The organism is Aggregatibacter actinomycetemcomitans (assembly GCF_003130205.1).
Taxonomy (GTDB): Bacteria; Pseudomonadota; Gammaproteobacteria; order Enterobacterales; family Pasteurellaceae; genus Aggregatibacter; species Aggregatibacter actinomycetemcomitans_A.
This window is the reverse complement of sequence record NZ_NRDF01000002.1, coordinates 68,157-86,252: the sequence shown is the minus strand read 5'-3', so window position 1 is coordinate 86,252 and position 18,096 is coordinate 68,157. Positions and strand designations below refer to the sequence as shown.

Below are 18,096 nucleotides of genomic sequence, written 5' to 3'. Positions count from 1 at the left end.
CCGCGATTTTAATTAATTTTAGTACAAACCGATCCATTAAGGAACCAATAACCGCCCAATTATTTAGGCGGTTATTGTGAAAGATTACTTGTCCACAGTAACCGAAGTAATCACCACATCCTCATTCGGCACATCTTGATGGAAACCTTTATTACCGGTTTTAACGCCTTTAATTTTATCCACCACATCCATGCCTTCAACCACTTCGCCGAATACCGCATAGCCCCATTCTTGCACCACTTCGCGCCCGTGTAATTCTTTTGCGCGGTAATCCAGGAAGTTGTTATCGGCAACATTAATGAAGAATTGCGCCGTTGCGGAATGCGGGTCAGAGGTGCGCGCCATGGCGATGGTGCCGCGTTTGTTACTTAAACGGTTATTGGCTTCGTTTTTAATCGGCGCGTTGGTGGCTTTTTCGCGCATACCACTTTCCATGCCGCCGCCCTGAATCATAAAACCGTCAATCACGCGGTGGAAAATTGTGTTATCATAAAAACCGTTTTTACAATAAGTTAAGAAGTTTTCCGCCGTTACCGGTGCTTTCTCGTGATTTAAGGCAATTTTAATATCGCCGAAATTTGTATGGAGTGTAATCATTGTGCTTTTCCTCTACGAATTAAAGAGCGTCATTATTTCATAATCCGCCCCAAATCGCCATAAAGTGCGGTGCGTTTTCAAAAAGATTTGGATCCTAATATGTTAAAACTTTTCAATACCCTAACCCGCGAAAAAGAAATTTTTAAACCGATTCACGCCGGCAAAATCGGAATGTATGTGTGCGGCGTGACCGTGTACGATCTGTGTCACATCGGACACGGGCGTACGTTCGTTTGCTTCGATGTAATCGCCCGTTATTTGCGTTATTTAGGCTACGATTTAACCTATGTGCGAAACATTACCGATGTGGACGACAAAATCATTAAACGCGCGCTGGAAAACAAAGAAACCTGTGATCAGTTGGTAGATCGCATAGTGGTGGAAATGTACAAAGATTTTGACGCCCTGAACATTTTGCGTCCGGATTTTGAACCGCGCGCCACCCACCATATTCCTGAAATCATTGACATTGTACAGAAATTAATCCAACGCAGACACGCCTATGTGGCGGATAACGGCGATGTGATGTTTGATGTGGAAAGCTTCAAAGGTTACGGCAAATTGTCCCGTCAGGACTTGGAACAATTACAAGCAGGCGCGCGCATTGAAATTAACGAAATCAAGAAAAATCCGATGGATTTCGTGTTATGGAAAATGTCCAAACCGAACGAACCGAGCTGGGATTCGCCTTGGGGCAAAGGTCGCCCGGGCTGGCACATCGAATGCTCCGCCATGAATGGTAAACAATTAGGCGAGCATTTTGACATTCACGGCGGCGGCTCCGACCTCATGTTCCCGCACCACGAAAACGAAATCGCCCAATCCTGCTGCGCCCACGGCAATCAATATGTGAACTACTGGCTACATTCCGGCATGATCATGGTGGATAAAGAAAAAATGTCAAAATCCCTCGGCAATTTCTTCACCATTCGCGATGTATTAAGCCACTACGACGCGGAAAGCGTGCGCTATTTCTTACTGACCGCCCACTACCGCAGCCAATTAAATTACAGCGAAGAAAACCTTAACCTCGCGCACGGCGCATTGGAACGGCTCTACACCGCATTACGCGGCACAGATAAAAGTGCGGTGGCTTTTGGCGGTGAAAATTTTGTAGACACCTTCCGTGAAGCCATGGACGATGATTTCAACACGCCGAACGCCCTTTCCGTACTATTTGAAATGGCGCGCGAACTGAACAAGCTGAAAACCGAAGACATGGCAAAAGCCAACGGCTTGGCTGCACGCTTACGCGAACTCGCCGCCATTCTCGGTCTGCTTCAACTGGATCCGGAGCAATTCCTACAAGCCGGTTCCAATGAAGATGAAGTGGCGAAAATTGAAGCGCTTATCAAACAACGCAACGAAGCCCGCGCCGCCAAAGACTGGGCAGTCGCCGACGCCGCGCGCAACGCCTTAACGGAAATGGGCATCGTATTGGAAGACGGTCCGAACGGCACCACCTGGCGGAAACAATAATTCAAGCCATTCAAAAAAACAAAAGGAAAGTTAATCATAACTTTCCTTTTTTGTTATCACTACACGGGGTTCATCATAAAGTGCGGTGGTTTTTCCAAGCGTTTTTCAAGAGAAAAAACGTTCGTGAAAATCACCGCACTTTTTGCGATTATTTCACCAAGCCGCCGCTTGCCTGTAAATCGGCGTGATAAGAAGAACGGACGAATGGACCGCAGGCGGCGTGTTCAAAGCCCATGTTTTGAGCTTTATCGCGGAACATATCGAATTCTGTCGGCGGAACGTAACGGGCAACCGGAAGGTGGTGGCGACTCGGTTGTAAATATTGTCCCAGCGTCAGCATCGTCACACCATGATCCCGCAGATCCTGCATCACTTCCAAGATTTCGTCATTGGTTTCGCCTAATCCCACCATAAGTCCGGATTTGGTCGGAATATGCGGGAACATAGCTTTAAATTCCTTCAATAGGCGCAGCGACCATTGATAATCGGCACCCGGACGGATTTCGCGGTATAAGCGCGGCACATTTTCCAGATTATGATTGAACACATCCGGCGGATTGTCTTTTAATTTCTCCAGCGCCAATTCAATGCGGCCACGGAAATCCGGCACTAAAATTTCAATTTTAATATTCGGATTCAGGGCGCGGATTTCCCGAACGCAGTCGGCAAAATGCCCGGCGCCGCGATCCGGTAAATCATCGCGGTCAACGGAGGTAATCACCACATAACGCAATTTCATATCCTGAATGGTTTCCGCTAATTTACGCGGCTCTTCCGGATCTGGTGCCAACGGTTTGCCGTGCGCCACGTCGCAGAACGGGCAACGGCGCGTACAAATGGCGCCGAGAATCATAAAGGTTGCCGTACCGTGGTTGAAACATTCGTGCAGGTTCGGGCAGGAGGCTTCTTCGCAGACGGAATGCAAGCCATGGCGACGCATACCGGATTTGATGCTTTGAATGCGCGCGCCGTTTGCCGGAATTTTAATTTTCATCCATTCCGGTTTTTTGAGCAGTTCTTGCTCAGGATCGATATTTTTCACCGGAATAATGGAGGTTTTGGCGGCGTCGCGATATTTAACGCCGCGCTCCATTTTAAAAGGTGTTCCCATTGATATTCCTTAATTTTATGTGCAGATTTGTAGAGGTAATGTGCGTAAAAACGGTTGTTGATGTTAACAAGTTGTTACATTATACCCCAATTGCGCGGCGAAATGTTTAACTAATTGTGGGGAAACCTTGTCACAATCGGCATCCTGCGTGGGAATAAAATCTGCCAGCTGACACATTTCCAAGCCTGCATAACCGCAAGGATTGATTTGATGAAACGGAGTTAAATCCATGTTGATATTAAACGCCAAGCCATGGAACGAACGACCGTGGCGAATACGCAAACCGAGGGAGCAGATTTTTTTGCCGTCAATATAAACGCCCGGTGCATCAGGTTTCGCATAGCCTTCAATGTCGTAATCCGCCAAAGTCTTCACCACCGATTGCTCAAGTGCGGTCACTAATTGGCGCACATTTAGATTCTCATGGCGCTTCACATCAATCAGCACATACATAATTTGCTGCCCCAAACCGTGATAGGTAATCTGCCCGCCACGATCGGACTGCACCACCGGAATCGCGCTTTGTTGTAACAAATGTTCCGGCTTGCCCGCCTGACCTTGGGTGAACACCGACGTATGCTGCACCAACCAGATTTCATCGGGGGTATGTTCCGTACGATTATCGGTAAACGCCTGCATCTCGTGCCAAACGTCCTCATAATCACGAATGCCGAGCTGTCGTACAATTAATTCGGGTTGCATGATGATTTCCTAAAAACGTTGTTTTTTCTGACCGCACTTTGATGGTTAGAGTACCATCCGCACACCATCGATCTCCGCCAATTCTTTATACAGCGTTTCGATTTGTTCGATATTCTCGGCGCGCACTGTAATGGATACGGAATGATAAGTGCCTTTGCCGCTTTCTTTCATGCTCGGGTTGTAATCGCCTTTGATGGTTTTATGCACCACCTGAACCACGTCATCTACTAAATCGGGACGGGCGGCGCCCACCACTTTAAAGGTGAAATCGCACGGGAATTCCAACAGATCCTTTAATTTTTGTTGTGGAATATCAGCTAAATTTACGGTTTTTTTATCTGTCATTGCATTTTCCTAAAAAAGTGAACCGCACTTTCATGAAAAAGTGCGGTCAGTGTTGAGTGTGTTTTTTTAAAGGCTAGTCAAATAAACTTTTGATGGTAAGCACCAGCCAGTCCCAGATTTTGCCGAAGATACCGCCTTCTTTCACTTCTTGCATCACTTGTAAGTTCACACCGGCGATGTCTTTGCCGTCTAATTGATACACTACTTTGCCTACAACTTGCCCTTTGGCAAGGGGAGCTTCGAGGTATTTTTTCTCTAACTCGTAGCGGGCTTTGAGCTCGGCGCTTTTGCCTTTCGGAATGGTGATGAAAGCATCTTGCAACACGCCTAATTGGATGTTGCTTTCATCGCCGTAATACACCCGTTGTTCGGAAATGGATTTGCCTGAATCAAAGGTTTTGAAGGTTTCAAAATTAGCAAAACCCCATTGCAATAATTTTTTGCTTTCCACCTCGCGACCTTTATAAGTCGGCACGCCCATGACGACGGAAATCAAACGCATATTGTTCGGGCTGACGGCGGAAGCCACTAGGTTGTAGCCCGCTTTATCCGTGTGACCGGTTTTCATGCCGTCAACGTTAATGGTTTTGTCCCATAACAAGCCGTTGCGATTAGGTTGTTTGATTTTGTTAAAAGTAAAATCTTTTTCGGCGTAAATTTTATATTCTTCCGGTAAATCACGAATAATGCGCGCGCCGATAATCGCCATATCGCGGGCGGAAGAATATTGGTTATCTTCATCTAAACCGTGAACCGTGGTGAAATGGGTGTTTTTTAAACCGAATTGTTCCACATATTTATTCATAGTATCAACGAAGTTCATCACCGTGCCGGAAACGTGTTCCGCCATTGCCACACAGGCGTCATTACCCGAAACAATAATGATGCCGCGATGTAAATCCGCAACGGAAACCTGTTGATTTAAGTTTAAGAACATTTTGGAAGAACCGGGGAATTTATGCCCCCAGGAGCTTTCGCCGATGGTGACCATATCTGTATTATGGATTTTGCTCTGCTTAATTGCCTGCCCGACCACATAGCTGGTCATCATTTTGGTCAATGATGCCGGATATTGGCGCTGATCCAGGTTAAGGGACGCCAACACAGCACCGGAGTTGTAATCCATTAAGACGTAGGTTTGAGCATTAATTTCCGGCATGGCGATGTTAAATTGTATGTCTTCCGCCGCCATGGCGCCGAGCGACATCGCCAATGCACCTGCAACGATGGCAATCTTGCTGTTTTTTACTGCTTTATTAAACATAATGTTAAATATCCTAAAATTATGTACTTGTTATTGATTATAAGAATACACAATCAACGGTTCGGAATGATTTAACCGTCTTAATTGTGTTTTCAATTCGTTGATTTCCTGTTTTGAATTAAATGGTCCCAAATGGATATGGTATTTTTTACCATGTGCGGCAATTTCCGTTTTCACATTATTTAACGCTAAATCCTGAATGATCTGCTCGGCGTTTTTCTTGCTGGCGACATTGACCATTTTAATTTCATAGCGTTCCGCACTTGCCGCTTTACGACTTTTTCGCGGTACCGGCGTGGAGACGGTTTCATTATCCGCCAGGCGTTTTAGCCCTTCTTCCGTTCTACTCGCTTTCGCCAATGTGGAGATGCCTGCGCCGGAAAGCTCACCTTTGGCGTCCACATGCAACGCTTCTACCTTAACCAATCCCATACCGTAATTTACAATACCGATTTCTTTTGCCGCCGCGTGGGACAAATCAATAATACGATCTTTAGCAAAGGGCCCGCGGTCGTTGATATGTACAATGACTTTGCGTTGATTATACATATTGGTGACCACTGCGTAGGAATTCAAAGGCAAGGTTTTATGTGCCGCCGTATATAAAGTGGAATCGTAAATATCGCCGTTAGAGGTTTTCCGACCGTTAAATTTATGATGGTAATAGCTGGCAATCCCCTGTTTGGAATAATTTTTTGCCGTTTGGTGAGGCTTTGTGGTGTAAGTTTCCCCTTTTACATTATAAGTCTGCGCTTTATCGGACATCGGACGGTATGTCAACGATGGTCCTTGAATGCCATATAATTTTTTTGTTTCGGCTTGCACGGAAAGTGCGGTGCAAAATGAAAACAAAATCATCATATATTTTACAGTTTGCTTTAGATTCATTGAGTTTTCTCCCTCTCTGTAAAGCTCACAATTAAGAAAACTGAAAAATTAATTAGTTCCTTTCAGAAAGTGTTCTTTGTGAGTATGAATTGACATGATCAAACCGAAGCCCGCCATAATCGCCACATAGGATGTGCCGCCATAACTCACCAATGGTAAAGGCACGCCCACAACAGGCAAAATACCGCTCACCATGCCGATGTTAACAAAGACATAAACGAAGAAAATTAACGTTAATGCCCCCACTAAAATACGCCCGAAAGCGCTTTGCGCATTAACGCCAATCATTAAACCGCGCGCAACAATAAATAAATAAATGGCTAATAAAATCAAAAAGCCAATCATGCCATATTCTTCACTCAACACGGCGAAAATGAAATCCGTGTGCGGCTCGGGTAAAAACTCCAGCTGGGATTGCGTTCCCTGCAACCAGCCTTTCCCCCATAACCCACCAGAACCGATAGCAATTTTGGATTGCCAAATATGGTAGCCTGCGCCCAATAAATCTTTTTCCGGATCAAATAAAGTCAACACACGGGCACGTTGATAGTCGTGCATTAAATAGAACCACATAATCGGAATAAATCCCGCAAGCGCAACCACGGCAATTAAAATGAGCCACCAGCTCATGCCGGCTAAAAATACCACAAACAAGCCGGAACCGCTAACCAAAATTGAGGTGCCCAAATCGGGCTGAATCGCCACGAGTAAAGTCGGCACGATAATGATGATCAGCGCGATAAACGTTTCTTTTAACTTAATGGGTTGCGGGCGATTGCCCAAATACACCGCCACCATCAGCGGCACTGCCAGTTTTACGATCTCGGACGGCTGAAAACGCACCACGCCCAAATCCAGCCAACGCTGTGCCCCTTTACTGGTTGCGCCGATAAGATCCACCAAAATAAGCAATACGATGCCAAATCCAAATAAATACGGCGCAATGCGCTGATAAAATTTTGGCGGAAACTGCGCCATGACCAACATTACGGCAAACCCGAGCGCTACCTGAACAATACGACTGCGAAACATGGCTTCATTAGCACCGGAAGCGCTATATAAAACCAACATGCCATAGCCGGTAACCACCACCAGACCAATAAACAGCCACAAATCGATATGCAAACGTCGCCACAGTTCGAGCCAAATATTACGATCATTCATTTTCATTCGGCTCGTCTCCTGTTGCAGGTTCCGCTTCCGGCGATTCGGGCTCGTCGAATGGCGACATCACGGCTTGCGGGGTATTTTGTTTAAAATAATAATCCATAATTTTTCTGACGATCGGCGCTGCATTACTGGAACCGCCGCCGGCATTTTCCAAAATCATCGACACTACGATTTGCGGGTTATCATAAGGTGCGAAAGCGGTAAACCACGCGTGATCGTGCAATTCTTTTTTCAAGCTGCCGGCGTTATAAGTTTGATTTTCTTTCAAACTGAACACCTGTGCCGTACCGGATTTACCGGCAACACGATAAGGCGTGCCGATAAAGGCTTTACGCCCTGTTCCACCGGCACCATTCACTACGTTGTACATACCGCGTTTCGCCTCATCCCAGAAATACTGTTTCGGTTCGGTAATATCTTCGTACAACAGTGGATCTTTATAAGATTCCACTACCGAACCTTCCACGCTCTTCATTAAGTGCGGTGTGTTTACCTTGCCGTTATTTACTAAAATGCTGGTGGCTTTTGCCAGCTGTAATGGTGTCGCCGTCCAGTAACCTTGCCCGATGCCCACAGAAATCGTATCACCTTGCACCCAGGCTTTTTTATAGCGTTTTTGCTTCCATTCACGGGTTGGCATATTAGCACTGGTTTCCTCCTGAATATCAATCCCTGTCGGCACACCGAAACCAAAGCGTTTCATCCAATCGGACAGGCGATCTATGCCGAGGTTATAAGCAGTTTGATAAAAATACGTATCGGAGGATTCGGTAATGGCCTTGTTTAAATTGATCATGCCGTGCCCGCCTTTACGCCAGTCACGAAAACGCTTGGTACTGTTTGGCAACATCCAATAGCCGGGATCATAAATGGTCATGTTCGGCGTAATCACATTTTCCTGCAATGCGGAAACGGCGATGAACGGTTTCACGGTTGATGCCGGCGGATAGGCACCTTGGGTCACGCGGCTATAAAGCGGGCGATTTGAGTCATTGAGCAAGCGACGGTAATCCGCCCCGGAAATGCCATCCACAAAAAGATTATTGTCATAACTCGGTACGGAAACCATGGCTAAAATGCTGTTGTCTTTCGGATCCATCACCACCACGGCGCCTTTGTGTCCCGCCAATAAATCCGTAACGTAAAGCTGTAAATTTAAGTCAATAGTCAAGTGAATGCTTTTGCCGGCAATGGCGGGTTGTGCGCGCAATTTGCGGATCACTTTACCGCGACTGTTCACTTCTACTTCTTCAAAGCCCGTGGTGCCGTGTAAAGCATCTTCATAATAGCGCTCAATGCCGAGTTTGCCCCAATCGTGCGTGCCGGAATAATTGGCGTATTTTTCCTCTTTTTTCAAGCGTTCCACATCACGATCGTTAATTTTTGACACATAGCCCAAAACATGGGTCAGCGGTTCACCGTATAAATAGTGGCGCTTAAAATAGGGTTTCACATCCAAACTCGGGAAATTGTATTGATTCACCGCAAAACGGGCAATTTGCTCTTCCGTTAAATTTCGTTTCAGCATAATCGGCATATAACGGGAAGCGCGGCGTCGTTCCTTGTTAAAATTCGCAATATCCTCATCGGTTAAGCCTACCAACACTCTCAGCTCCGCAAAAGTGCGGTCTAAATTTTCCACCTTTTCCGGCACGATATACAGCCCGAAAAAAGTCAGATTTTCCGCCAGCAGTTTGCCGTTGCGATCATAAATCAGCCCGCGTGTCGGCGGCAACGGCAGCAGTTTTATGCGATTACCGTTGGAACGGGTTTGATAGCCGTCATAATTGACCACCTGCAAATCATACAAGTTTAAAATTAACACCACCGACAATACCAACACGCCGATAAATGACACCAAAGCGCGGCGGGCAAATAAATTGCGTTCGGCTTTTTTATCACGAATCGGATCGTATTGCGGCTGATTTAATAATATTTTTAAACTCATCTTATTATTGATTTATTCTCGATGATATGGATGATTGGTCATGAGCGACCAGGCGCGATACAGGCTTTCCGCCACCACCACGCGCACCAACGGATGCGGCAAAGTAAGCGGTGAAAGTGACCAGCTTTGTTCGGCGGCGGCTTTACATTCCGGTGCTAAACCTTCCGGCCCGCCGATGAGCAAACAAACATCGCGCCCGTCATTTTTCCAGCCTTCTAATTGTTGTGCCAGCTGTTCCGTGGTCCAGGGTTTACCCGGAATGTCCAGCGTCACCACTTTGCCTTTTCCGGCAGCCGCCAACATGGCTTTGCCTTCCTGCTCCAAAATACGTTTGATGTCGGCATTTTTGCCCCGTTTACCGGCAGGAATTTCAACGAGTTCAAAAGGCATTTCTTTCGGGAAGCGACGTTGATATTCCTCAAAGCCCGTGGTGACCCACGCCGGCATTTTGGTTCCAACGGCAATTAACTGAATTTTCACCTTTCGATCCTCAACAGCGCCTAAAAAACAGAGGGAAAAACAACCGCACTTTTCGGCGTTTACGCCCAAAGTTTTTCCAGCTGATACATCTCGCGACTGTCTGCCTGCATAATGTGTACGATGGCGTCACCCAAATCCACTACCACCCAATCGGCGGTTTCCTTGCCTTCATCGCCAAACACGTCGATACCGGCAAGTTTGCATTCGGTAATTAATTTTTGCGCCAAAGAAGACACATGGCGGGAAGAGGTGCCGGTACAAAGAATCATGGTATCGGTGACGGAGGATTTTCCCTTCACGTTTAACGGTAAAATATCGGTGGCTTTTAAATCGTCCAGTTTATTCACTACGAAATCGACTAATGACATTATTTTTCCTCAATTGACAAAAGGCGCAAATTCTACCATTGAATAAAATACACGCCAATCTTTTGGCTAGCGTTTTACGCGAAACGGTTTGCGGCGGTTGTTATTCTGCGCATTAAAATTGGTTTGCCGTTTTAACCGATAAGGCTTCGGTAAATCCTGTAGTAACGCGTTCGGATCGTATTGGCTTACGGGAATACTGTGTCCGATATATTCTTCAATCGCCGGCAAATTCATGGCGTATTGCTCGCAGGCGAAGCTGATGGAAATGCCGCTTTCGCCGGCACGTCCGGTACGCCCGATGCGGTGTACATAATCTTCCCGATCGTCCGGCAAATCGTAATTGAACACATGGGTCACTTCCGCAATATGCAGCCCGCGCGCCGCCACATCGGTCGCCACTAAAATATCCAAATCGCCGTCGGTAAATTGTTTCAATAAGGACAGCCGTTTTTTCTGCGCCACATCGCCTGTTAATAAGCCCACGCGATGCCCGTCCGCCGCCAAATAGCCCCAAATTTCCTCGCATTTATGTTTGGTGTTGGCAAACACAATGCAACGATCCGGCCATTCTTCTTCCAATAGTGTCAGCAACAACGGCATTTTGTCCCGATTGGACGGGTAAAATAATTCTTCTTTAATTTGTTGCCCGGTTTTTTGTTCAGGCTCAATTTCCACATATTCCGGGTCATTCATATCTTCAAAAGCCAGTTCGCGTACTTTGTAAGACAAGGTGGCGGAGAACAACATGGTGAGACGTTGCGGCGCCGGCGGGCATTTGCGTAACAAATAGCGAATGTCACGAATAAAGCCCAAATCGAACATACGATCCGCTTCGTCCAGCACCACCGTTTGAATCTGATCCAAACGAATCACGCCCTGTTTCACATAATCAATTACGCGCCCCGTGGTGCCGATAAGCACGTCCACGCCGTTTTCAATGGCTTTGAGCTGCTTGTCATAGCCGTCACCGCCGTAGGCAAGTGCGGTGTTAAATTTCGTTGTTTTTAAGAAAATCTGCGCGTCATGTTCAATTTGCACCGCCAATTCACGGGTTGGCGCCAGAATCAAAGCGCGCGGTTGATTGGACTCCGTTTGTTTCGGGTAGGTTAATAAATGATGGAAAAGTGCGGTCAAAAACGCGATTGTTTTTCCGGTGCCGGTTTGTGCCTGCCCGGCAACATCTTTGCCTTGTAAGGTAATAGGCAGCGAAAGCGCCTGAATCGGCGTACAAAAATCAAATCCTTTGTCGTTTAACGCCTGTAAAACCAAAGGGTGTAAGGCTAAATCGGCGAAGCGCGCCGAACTTAAATAATTCTGTTGCATAGTCTCAAATTTATCGTAAAAAATTGGCGCTAAGCATAGCACGAAGAAGGCAAATCCCCAAAAATTAGACACAATTAATTCAGGGAATTTTGTAAACGAACATTAAAGGTGAATCCAAAAAACGCCCGCAAAAACCACCGCACTTTTCCGCAATCCGGGGTTGGATCAAACAAACACAGAAAAAAAACGTTAAAAGCTAGACAGGGCCTAAATTTAATGCTAAGTTACGCACCAATTTCAAATTGACCCCCATTCATTTATTTCTAAACATTCAACTCTAAACAAACTTCAAATAAACTATGCATCTTACAGAACTTAAAAATATGCCGGTTTCCGATCTGGTGAAACTGGGCGAAGACCAAATGGGTTTGGAAAATTTAGCCCGTTTACGCAAACAAGACATTATTTTTGCGATTTTGAAACAGCACGCCAAAGGTGGGGAAGATATTTTCGGCGGCGGCGTGTTGGAAATTTTGCCGGATGGTTTCGGTTTCCTGCGTTCCGACGACAGCTCCTATTTAGCCGGTCCGGATGATATTTATGTCAGCCCGAGCCAGATTCGTCGTTTCAATTTGCAGACCGGGGACAAAATCGAAGGGAAAATTCGACCGCCGAAAGAAGGCGAACGCTACTTTGCCCTCCTTAAAGTTGACCAAGTCAACGACGACAAACCGGAAGTCTCCCGCAGCAAAATCCTTTTCGAAAACTTAACCCCATTACACGCCAACTCACGTTTAAGAATGGAACGCGGCAACGGTTCTACCGAAGATTTAACCGCCCGTATTTTAGATTTGGCCTCCCCGATTGGTAAAGGCCAGCGCGGTTTGATCGTGGCGCCGCCAAAAGCAGGTAAAACCATGTTGTTACAAAATATCGCACAAAGCATTACGCACAATTACCCTGATGTAGAACTTATTGTCTTGCTGATTGACGAACGCCCTGAAGAGGTAACGGAAATGCAGCGTTCCGTAAAAGGCGAAGTCATCGCATCCACCTTCGACGAACCGGCGACCCGTCACGTTCAAGTGGCGGAGATGGTTATCGAAAAAGCCAAACGTTCCGTCGAACACAAAAAAGACGTAGTGATTTTACTCGACTCCATCACCCGTTTAGCGCGCGCTTACAACACCGTCACCCCGGCTTCCGGCAAGATTTTATCCGGTGGTGTGGACGCCAACGCCTTACATCGCCCGAAACGCTTCTTTGGTGCGGCACGTAACGTGGAAGAGGGCGGCAGTTTAACCATTATCGCCACCGCGCTGGTGGATACCGGCTCGAAAATGGACGAAGTGATCTTCGAAGAATTTAAAGGCACCGGTAACATGGAATTGCATCTTTCCCGTAAAATCGCGGAAAAACGCGTGTTCCCGGCAATCGATTTCAACCGTTCAGGCACCCGTAAAGAAGACTTGCTTACCACGCCTGACGAGTTACAAAAAATGTGGATCCTGCGCAAAATCCTTAACCCAATGGGCGAAGTGGAAGCCATGGAATTCCTTATCGACAAACTCGCCGTGGCAAAAACCAACGAAGAGTTTTTTGAGATAATGAAACGTTCGTAATTTCCACCGCACTTTAGGTTGAAAAAGCCGCTTTTGACATCATCAAAAGCGGCTTTTTGTTTAAGGTTATCGTCTAAAGTGCGGTTAAAAAACACATCATTTTTTCACCGCACTTTAATCAGCTAATTTAACGCCTTGCCCTTTAATTCCGGCACCAGGAACACGGTCGCCAGCATATCAATCACATAAATCACCGCTAACAAGGCAATAGCGGTTTGGAAAGAATACGCGGAGACGACCGCACCGACCACAATCGGTCCGAATCCGCCCACGGCGCGACCTAAGTTAAACAACACATTTTGTGCGGTGGCACGGGCTTGGGTTGGGTAGGCTTCCGCCATTAAGGCGCCATAACCGCCCAGCATGCCGTTCACGAACATCCCTAAAAACGCGCCGGCAATCAGCATCGCCGTCGGGTCCGTTAATTGGGAATAGGCGAAAATACTCACCACGGCACCGGCTTGGAATAACAGAAAACTCGGTTTGCGTCCAATATGATCCGCCAATCGGCCGAAAATCCAAATCCCCACCATCATGCCGCATACGGTGACCGCCGTCCAAACACCGGATTTCGTTAAGCTGAAACCCAGTTGCTTGGAGAGAAAATTCGGCATCCAAATCATGATGCCGTAATAGCCGAAGTTTTGTACGGAAGTCAGCACCACAACGCCTAAACTGATTTTGGTGGTGGCTTTATCTTTCACCAGTAATTTGAACGATTCCAATTTGGAAAACCAACCGCTTTTTTCCGCTTTGCGCTCGGAAAGTGCGGTCTGTTTTTGCACAAAAATTTCAGATTCATGTAAGTGTGCGCGTAAATGCCAGGCGACAAATGCCGGGAAAATACCCACCACAAACATTCCGCGCCAGCCGATATGCGGTAATAATACCGGTGTGAGCAATGCCGCCCCCAGCACGCCGACTTGCCAGCCGAGCGCCACATAAGATGCCGCTTTGGCACGATGGCGGGCCGGCCAGGCTTCCGCCGCCAATGCCATGCCGATACCGAATTCGCCGCGGCGATGGCGCGGTAAATCAGTAAATCCCAATACCCTTGCGCCAAAGCACATAAACCGGTGAACACGGCGAACAGGATGATCGTCCACGTAAGTACGCGCACGCGCCCGTATTTGTCACTTAACGCACCGAATATGATACCGCCGAATACCGCGCCGACTAAGGTCCAGGTGACCAAAGAACCGCCCTGTGCCGGGGTTAAACCTAAATCGGCGGAAATGGCACTTAACATGAAACCGAGAATGAGAAGATCGAAACCGTCCATGGCATAGCCCACGGCGGAACCCAGCAAGGCTTTCCAGCCATAGCTATTTACGTTTGTTGTCATTTTGAATTGTCCTTCTGTTACTCACGGGTAACATTTAAAGTTAGAAGAGAAGAGATTTTTTAGGCTGTATACAGGGCTAAAAAATTGTGCGCTAGTCTACTGCTTTCAGGGAAAATTTCAATAAGCAAAACACAGAAAGTGCGGTCGGTTTTAGATGTGTTTTTTACGGCGGGAATGCAAGAATCACCGGAAAAAATTTAGGCGGTTATAAAAAACCGCCTAAATTAGCAAATCAATTATTGATTGTTTTGAACGTAATCAATCGCTGATTGAACTGTTGTGATTTTTTCAGCTTCTTCATCCGGAATTTCGATATCGAATTCTTCTTCTAAAGCCATTACCAATTCAACCGTATCTAAAGAATCCGCACCTAAATCTTCAACGAAAGACGCTTCAGGTTTTACATCTTCTTCTTTCACGCCTAATTGTTCAACGATGATTTTTTTTACGCGTTCTTCAATGCTCATTTGTTTCTTCCTATGTTTAAGTTTTCGCTCATTGCGATAAGTTAAGTAGTGTATGTACTTATCGAAAATTTACAACATTTTTGACGAGAGGTCAAACCTCAAGAAACATTGAATTTTCATAAAGACATACAGTGAAAAAAATAGTTACGTCTTTCACGAACCCTTGAACGACCTAACCAAGTTACATTGCGGAGGCGATTTTAACACTAAGCCGAACGTTTGGCTATTGCTTTATATCCTATTTACCGCACGTAACCTTTCGCCAAATACCGCCTAGCTCATGTACATGCCGCCATTAACGTGCAACGTTATGCCGTTAATGTATGCCGCATCGTCGGAGGCTAAAAATGCCACGGCTTTAGCAATGTCTTTCGGTTCGCCCAAACACCCTGCCGGGATTTGGGTCAGCAGGTTGTTTTTTAATTCTTCGCTTAAGACTTCAGTCATGTCCGTGGCGATAAAGCCTGGTGCCACAACGTTTACGGTAATCCCGCGGGAGGCTACTTCTTTCGCCAAGGCTTTACTAAAACCGACTAAACCGGCTTTTGCCGCGCAGTAGTTACTTTGCCCCGGATTACCGGAGGAACCCACAACGGAACCGATGTTGATGATACGTCCGAAACGTTTTTTCATCATGCTGCGTAACAGCGCTTTAGAAAGATGATAAACGGAGCTTAAATTGGTTTGTAAAATGTCGAACCATTCTTCATCTTTCATGCGCATTAACAGATTGTCACGGGTAATCCCGGCGTTGTTGACTAAAATATCAATGTCGCCGAATTCTTTTTTGATGCGCTCCAATACGCCTTCGATAGACGCTTGATCGGCAACGTTTAATACCAATCCTTTGCCTTTTTCAGCCAAATAGGCGGAAATGCTTTCGGCGCCTTTTTCGGAAGTTGCCGTGCCGATAACGAAAGCACCTTTCGATGCCAACTCTTCTGCCACCGCACGACCGATACCGCGCGTTGCACCTGTCACTAATGCAATTTTACCCTGCATAGTTTTACTCCTTTTTACTCATTATTATGCGAATAATTCTTCAATTGAATCGAGGGATTTCACATCGTTCACCGAAACTGCTTGCAGTGAATCCACAATGCGTTTGGTTAACCCATTTAAGACTTTGCCCGGACCAATTTCCACTAAAACTTCCACGCCGTTGTGCGCCATTTTTTCTACGGTTTCCGCCCAACGCACCGGGCTATAAAGCTGGCGAGCCAAGGCGTGACGAATGGCTTCCGCCTCGTTTTCCTCTTTCACGTCCACATTATTTAATACAGCAATGCTCGGTGCTTTTAAGGTAATACTTTCTAGGGAAACGGATAATTGATCCGCCGCCGGTTTCATTAATGCACAGTGGGAAGGCACACTCACTGCTAACGGTAACGCGCGTTTTGCGCCGGCTTCTTTACACAATGCCGCCGCGCGCTCTACCGCCGCTTTCGCACCGGCAATAACCACTTGTCCCGGTGAATTAAAGTTCACCGCAGACACTACTTCCCCTTGTTCCGCCTGTTTGCAGGCATTAATAATCGCTTCGTTATCCAACCCGATAATGGCATACATGGCGCCGGTACCTTCCGGTACGGCCTGTTGCATAAGTTTACCGCGCAATTCCACCAATTTGACCGCATCTTGGAAATCCAATACACCGGCACATACTAACGCGGAATATTCGCCCAAGCTATGACCCGCCATGACTTCCGGTTTTAATTGCGGATATTTTTCCTGCCACACGCGATAAATCGCCACGGACGCGGCTAAAAGCGCAGGCTGGGTTTGCCGGGTTTTATTCAACTCTTCTGCCGGACCTTGTTGCACCAATTGCCATAAATCATAGCCCAATGCCTCGGATGCCTGTTTAAAAGTATCCTGCACCACTGGATATTCCGCCGCCAATTCGGCAAGCATCCCCACGGCTTGTGAGCCTTGTCCCGGGAAAACCATTGCAAATTTTTTCATACTTTTTTCCTACTTAAAAATGTGAGAAAAACCGACCGCACTTTAAGCGCAATCAGCATCAATGCCTAAAAAGTGCGGTCATAAAATTCATTAAATCTTCATTATTAAAACCTAACCAGGGCGGATCCCCAAGTCCAACCACCGCCGAAGGCTTCCAGCAGGAGCAGCTGCCCGCGCTGAATACGTCCGTCGCGTACCGCTTCATCCAGCGCCACCGGCACCGTCGCCGCACTGTTATTGGCATAACGATCCAGCGTCACCACCACTTGCGACATATCCATTTCCAGTTTTTTCGCCGTCGCCGTGATAATGCGTAAATTTGCCTGGTGAGGCACTAACCAATCAATATCTTTTTTATCTAAATTATTGGCGGCGAGGGTTTCTTCCACCACATTGGAAAGCTCGCGAACGGCAAGTTTAAAGGTTTCGTTGCCCTGCATTTCAATGTAGCCTGATTTGGCTTCGCCGCGTTCCGGTTGCGGAAGCACCAAGGCGGCGTGCTTGTCCGCAGAGGCGTGCAAATGGGTGGAAATAATGCCTTCTTGTTCGGAAGCCTGCAAAATCACTGCGCCGGCACCATCACCGAATAACACCACCGTGCTACGATCCGTTTCATCTAATTTACGGGAGTTTAAATCGGAGCCGACCACCAACGCATTTTTTACTTTACCGGTGCGAATAAATTGATCCGCAACGCCCAAGGCATACACGAATCCGGTGCAAGCGGCGGCAATGTCGAAGGAAATGGAATCATCAATCTCCAGCATTCCCTGAATCTGACAAGCGGCGCTCGGATAAGCATGAGAATTGCTGGTTGTGGCGACCAACACAAGATCGATTTCCTGCGGGTCAATATTTGCGGCTTCAATGGCTTTTTTCGCTGCTTCAAAGCCCATGGTTGATACGGTTTCATTCGGATCGGCAATGCGACGTTCACGAATACCGGAACGGGTCACAATCCATTCATCTGAAGTATCTACCATTTTTTCTAAATCAGCATTGGTGCGGATATTTTTTGGTAAATAACTACCGGTAGATAAAATTTTGCTAAACATAGTCATCTCATTAAAAATAGTGAGGGA

17 protein-coding genes and 1 pseudogene are annotated in these 18,096 nt (G+C 46.7%); 2 read left to right on the top strand and 16 right to left on the bottom strand.

Features of this window, described 5'->3' with window-relative positions; translation table 11 throughout:
- Positions 1–84: 84 nt before the first annotated feature.
- Entirely contained in the window at positions 85–597 is a 513-nt protein-coding gene (locus DK423_RS02415) for a peptidylprolyl isomerase (protein ID WP_005558478.1), read from the bottom strand.
- A gap of 99 nt (positions 598–696) precedes the next feature.
- Here DK423_RS02415 and cysS point away from each other — a divergent pair, with 99 nt between their 5' ends.
- Complete coding sequence (cysS, locus tag DK423_RS02410) at positions 697–2,076, top strand: cysteine--tRNA ligase (protein ID WP_061886207.1); 1,380 nt, start codon at positions 697–699, stop codon at positions 2,074–2,076.
- Positions 2,077–2,224: 148 nt separating this feature from the next.
- Here cysS and lipA read toward each other — a convergent pair whose 3' ends face one another.
- The 10 genes from lipA to rhlB all read right to left on the bottom strand — a co-directional run bounded on the left by lipA (position 2,225) and on the right by rhlB (position 11,675).
- Positions 2,225–3,187 (bottom strand): lipoyl synthase, encoded by a 963-nt coding sequence (lipA, locus tag DK423_RS02405; RefSeq protein ID WP_005547662.1) that lies wholly within the window; start codon positions 3,185–3,187, stop codon positions 2,225–2,227.
- Between the two features lie 63 nt (positions 3,188–3,250).
- Entirely contained in the window at positions 3,251–3,889 is a 639-nt protein-coding gene (gene lipB, locus DK423_RS02400) for a lipoyl(octanoyl) transferase LipB (RefSeq protein WP_005558474.1), read from the bottom strand.
- A 45-nt stretch (positions 3,890–3,934) separates the two neighbouring features.
- Positions 3,935–4,234: a DUF493 family protein YbeD gene (ybeD, locus tag DK423_RS02395; protein ID WP_005558473.1), complete on the bottom strand. Its 300-nt coding sequence runs from the start codon at positions 4,232–4,234 to the stop codon at positions 3,935–3,937.
- A 73-nt stretch (positions 4,235–4,307) separates the two neighbouring features.
- Positions 4,308–5,498 (bottom strand): serine hydrolase, encoded by a 1,191-nt coding sequence (locus DK423_RS02390; protein ID WP_005558472.1) that lies wholly within the window; start codon positions 5,496–5,498, stop codon positions 4,308–4,310.
- Positions 5,499–5,528: 30 nt separating this feature from the next.
- Positions 5,529–6,386: a septal ring lytic transglycosylase RlpA family protein gene (locus DK423_RS02385; protein WP_005558471.1), complete on the bottom strand. Its 858-nt coding sequence runs from the start codon at positions 6,384–6,386 to the stop codon at positions 5,529–5,531.
- Between the two features lie 48 nt (positions 6,387–6,434).
- Positions 6,435–7,556, bottom strand: coding sequence for a rod shape-determining protein RodA (gene rodA / locus DK423_RS02380; RefSeq protein WP_005558470.1), 1,122 nt, complete (start codon positions 7,554–7,556; stop codon positions 6,435–6,437).
- Positions 7,543–9,504, bottom strand: a complete 1,962-nt coding sequence (mrdA, locus tag DK423_RS02375; protein WP_005558469.1) for a penicillin-binding protein 2 — start codon at positions 9,502–9,504, stop codon at positions 7,543–7,545. Before mrdA ends, rodA begins: the two co-directional genes overlap by 14 nt.
- 12 nt (positions 9,505–9,516) lie before the next feature.
- Positions 9,517–9,984: a 23S rRNA (pseudouridine(1915)-N(3))-methyltransferase RlmH gene (gene rlmH / locus DK423_RS02370; RefSeq protein ID WP_005558468.1), complete on the bottom strand. Its 468-nt coding sequence runs from the start codon at positions 9,982–9,984 to the stop codon at positions 9,517–9,519.
- A 59-nt stretch (positions 9,985–10,043) separates the two neighbouring features.
- Complete coding sequence (gene rsfS, locus DK423_RS02365) at positions 10,044–10,352, bottom strand: ribosome silencing factor (RefSeq protein WP_005558467.1); 309 nt, start codon at positions 10,350–10,352, stop codon at positions 10,044–10,046.
- A gap of 66 nt (positions 10,353–10,418) precedes the next feature.
- Positions 10,419–11,675 (bottom strand): ATP-dependent RNA helicase RhlB, encoded by a 1,257-nt coding sequence (gene rhlB / locus DK423_RS02360; RefSeq protein WP_005558466.1) that lies wholly within the window; start codon positions 11,673–11,675, stop codon positions 10,419–10,421.
- 299 nt (positions 11,676–11,974) lie between these two features.
- Here rhlB and rho point away from each other — a divergent pair, with 299 nt between their 5' ends.
- Complete coding sequence (gene rho / locus DK423_RS02355) at positions 11,975–13,237, top strand: transcription termination factor Rho (RefSeq protein WP_005577139.1); 1,263 nt, start codon at positions 11,975–11,977, stop codon at positions 13,235–13,237.
- Between the two features lie 122 nt (positions 13,238–13,359).
- Here the strand turns inward: rho and DK423_RS02350 are convergent.
- The 5 genes and pseudogenes from DK423_RS02350 to DK423_RS02330 all read right to left on the bottom strand — a co-directional run bounded on the left by DK423_RS02350 (position 13,360) and on the right by DK423_RS02330 (position 18,069).
- Positions 13,360–14,582 (bottom strand): annotated as a pseudogene (locus DK423_RS02350) (MFS transporter).
- A gap of 236 nt (positions 14,583–14,818) precedes the next feature.
- Positions 14,819–15,049 (bottom strand): acyl carrier protein, encoded by a 231-nt coding sequence (gene acpP / locus DK423_RS02345; RefSeq protein ID WP_005544465.1) that lies wholly within the window; start codon positions 15,047–15,049, stop codon positions 14,819–14,821.
- A gap of 273 nt (positions 15,050–15,322) precedes the next feature.
- Positions 15,323–16,051 carry a 3-oxoacyl-ACP reductase FabG gene (gene fabG, locus DK423_RS02340; protein ID WP_005558463.1) on the bottom strand — a complete coding sequence of 243 codons (729 nt, stop codon included), beginning with the start codon at positions 16,049–16,051 and terminating at the stop codon, positions 15,323–15,325.
- A 24-nt stretch (positions 16,052–16,075) separates the two neighbouring features.
- The gene (gene fabD, locus DK423_RS02335) at positions 16,076–17,014 is read right to left on the bottom strand and encodes an ACP S-malonyltransferase (RefSeq protein WP_005558462.1); all 939 of its coding nucleotides are present in this window, start codon (positions 17,012–17,014) and stop codon (positions 16,076–16,078) included.
- Positions 17,015–17,118: 104 nt separating this feature from the next.
- Positions 17,119–18,069, bottom strand: a complete 951-nt coding sequence (locus DK423_RS02330) for a beta-ketoacyl-ACP synthase III (protein ID WP_005558461.1) — start codon at positions 18,067–18,069, stop codon at positions 17,119–17,121.
- Positions 18,070–18,096 lie beyond the last annotated feature (27 nt).

Excerpts from the sequence above, each read along its gene's own strand:
- DK423_RS02415 (WP_005558478.1), bottom strand. The coding sequence starts at position 597 with ATGATTACACTCCATACAAATTTCGGCGATATTAAAATTGCCTTAAAT.
- cysS (WP_061886207.1), top strand. The coding sequence starts at position 697 with ATGTTAAAACTTTTCAATACCCTAACCCGCGAAAAAGAAATTTTTAAA.
- lipA (WP_005547662.1), bottom strand. The coding sequence starts at position 3,187 with ATGGGAACACCTTTTAAAATGGAGCGCGGCGTTAAATATCGCGACGCC.
- lipB (WP_005558474.1), bottom strand. The coding sequence starts at position 3,889 with ATGCAACCCGAATTAATTGTACGACAGCTCGGCATTCGTGATTATGAG.
- ybeD (WP_005558473.1), bottom strand. The coding sequence starts at position 4,234 with ATGACAGATAAAAAAACCGTAAATTTAGCTGATATTCCACAACAAAAA.
- DK423_RS02390 (WP_005558472.1), bottom strand. The coding sequence starts at position 5,498 with ATGTTTAATAAAGCAGTAAAAAACAGCAAGATTGCCATCGTTGCAGGT.
- DK423_RS02385 (WP_005558471.1), bottom strand. The coding sequence starts at position 6,386 with ATGAATCTAAAGCAAACTGTAAAATATATGATGATTTTGTTTTCATTT.
- rodA (WP_005558470.1), bottom strand. The coding sequence starts at position 7,556 with ATGAAAATGAATGATCGTAATATTTGGCTCGAACTGTGGCGACGTTTG.
- mrdA (WP_005558469.1), bottom strand. The coding sequence starts at position 9,504 with ATGAGTTTAAAAATATTATTAAATCAGCCGCAATACGATCCGATTCGT.
- rsfS (WP_005558467.1), bottom strand. The coding sequence starts at position 10,352 with ATGTCATTAGTCGATTTCGTAGTGAATAAACTGGACGATTTAAAAGCC.
- rhlB (WP_005558466.1), bottom strand. The coding sequence starts at position 11,675 with ATGCAACAGAATTATTTAAGTTCGGCGCGCTTCGCCGATTTAGCCTTA.
- rho (WP_005577139.1), top strand. The coding sequence starts at position 11,975 with ATGCATCTTACAGAACTTAAAAATATGCCGGTTTCCGATCTGGTGAAA.
- acpP (WP_005544465.1), bottom strand. The coding sequence starts at position 15,049 with ATGAGCATTGAAGAACGCGTAAAAAAAATCATCGTTGAACAATTAGGC.
- fabG (WP_005558463.1), bottom strand. The coding sequence starts at position 16,051 with ATGCAGGGTAAAATTGCATTAGTGACAGGTGCAACGCGCGGTATCGGT.
- fabD (WP_005558462.1), bottom strand. The coding sequence starts at position 17,014 with ATGAAAAAATTTGCAATGGTTTTCCCGGGACAAGGCTCACAAGCCGTG.
- DK423_RS02330 (WP_005558461.1), bottom strand. The coding sequence starts at position 18,069 with ATGTTTAGCAAAATTTTATCTACCGGTAGTTATTTACCAAAAAATATC.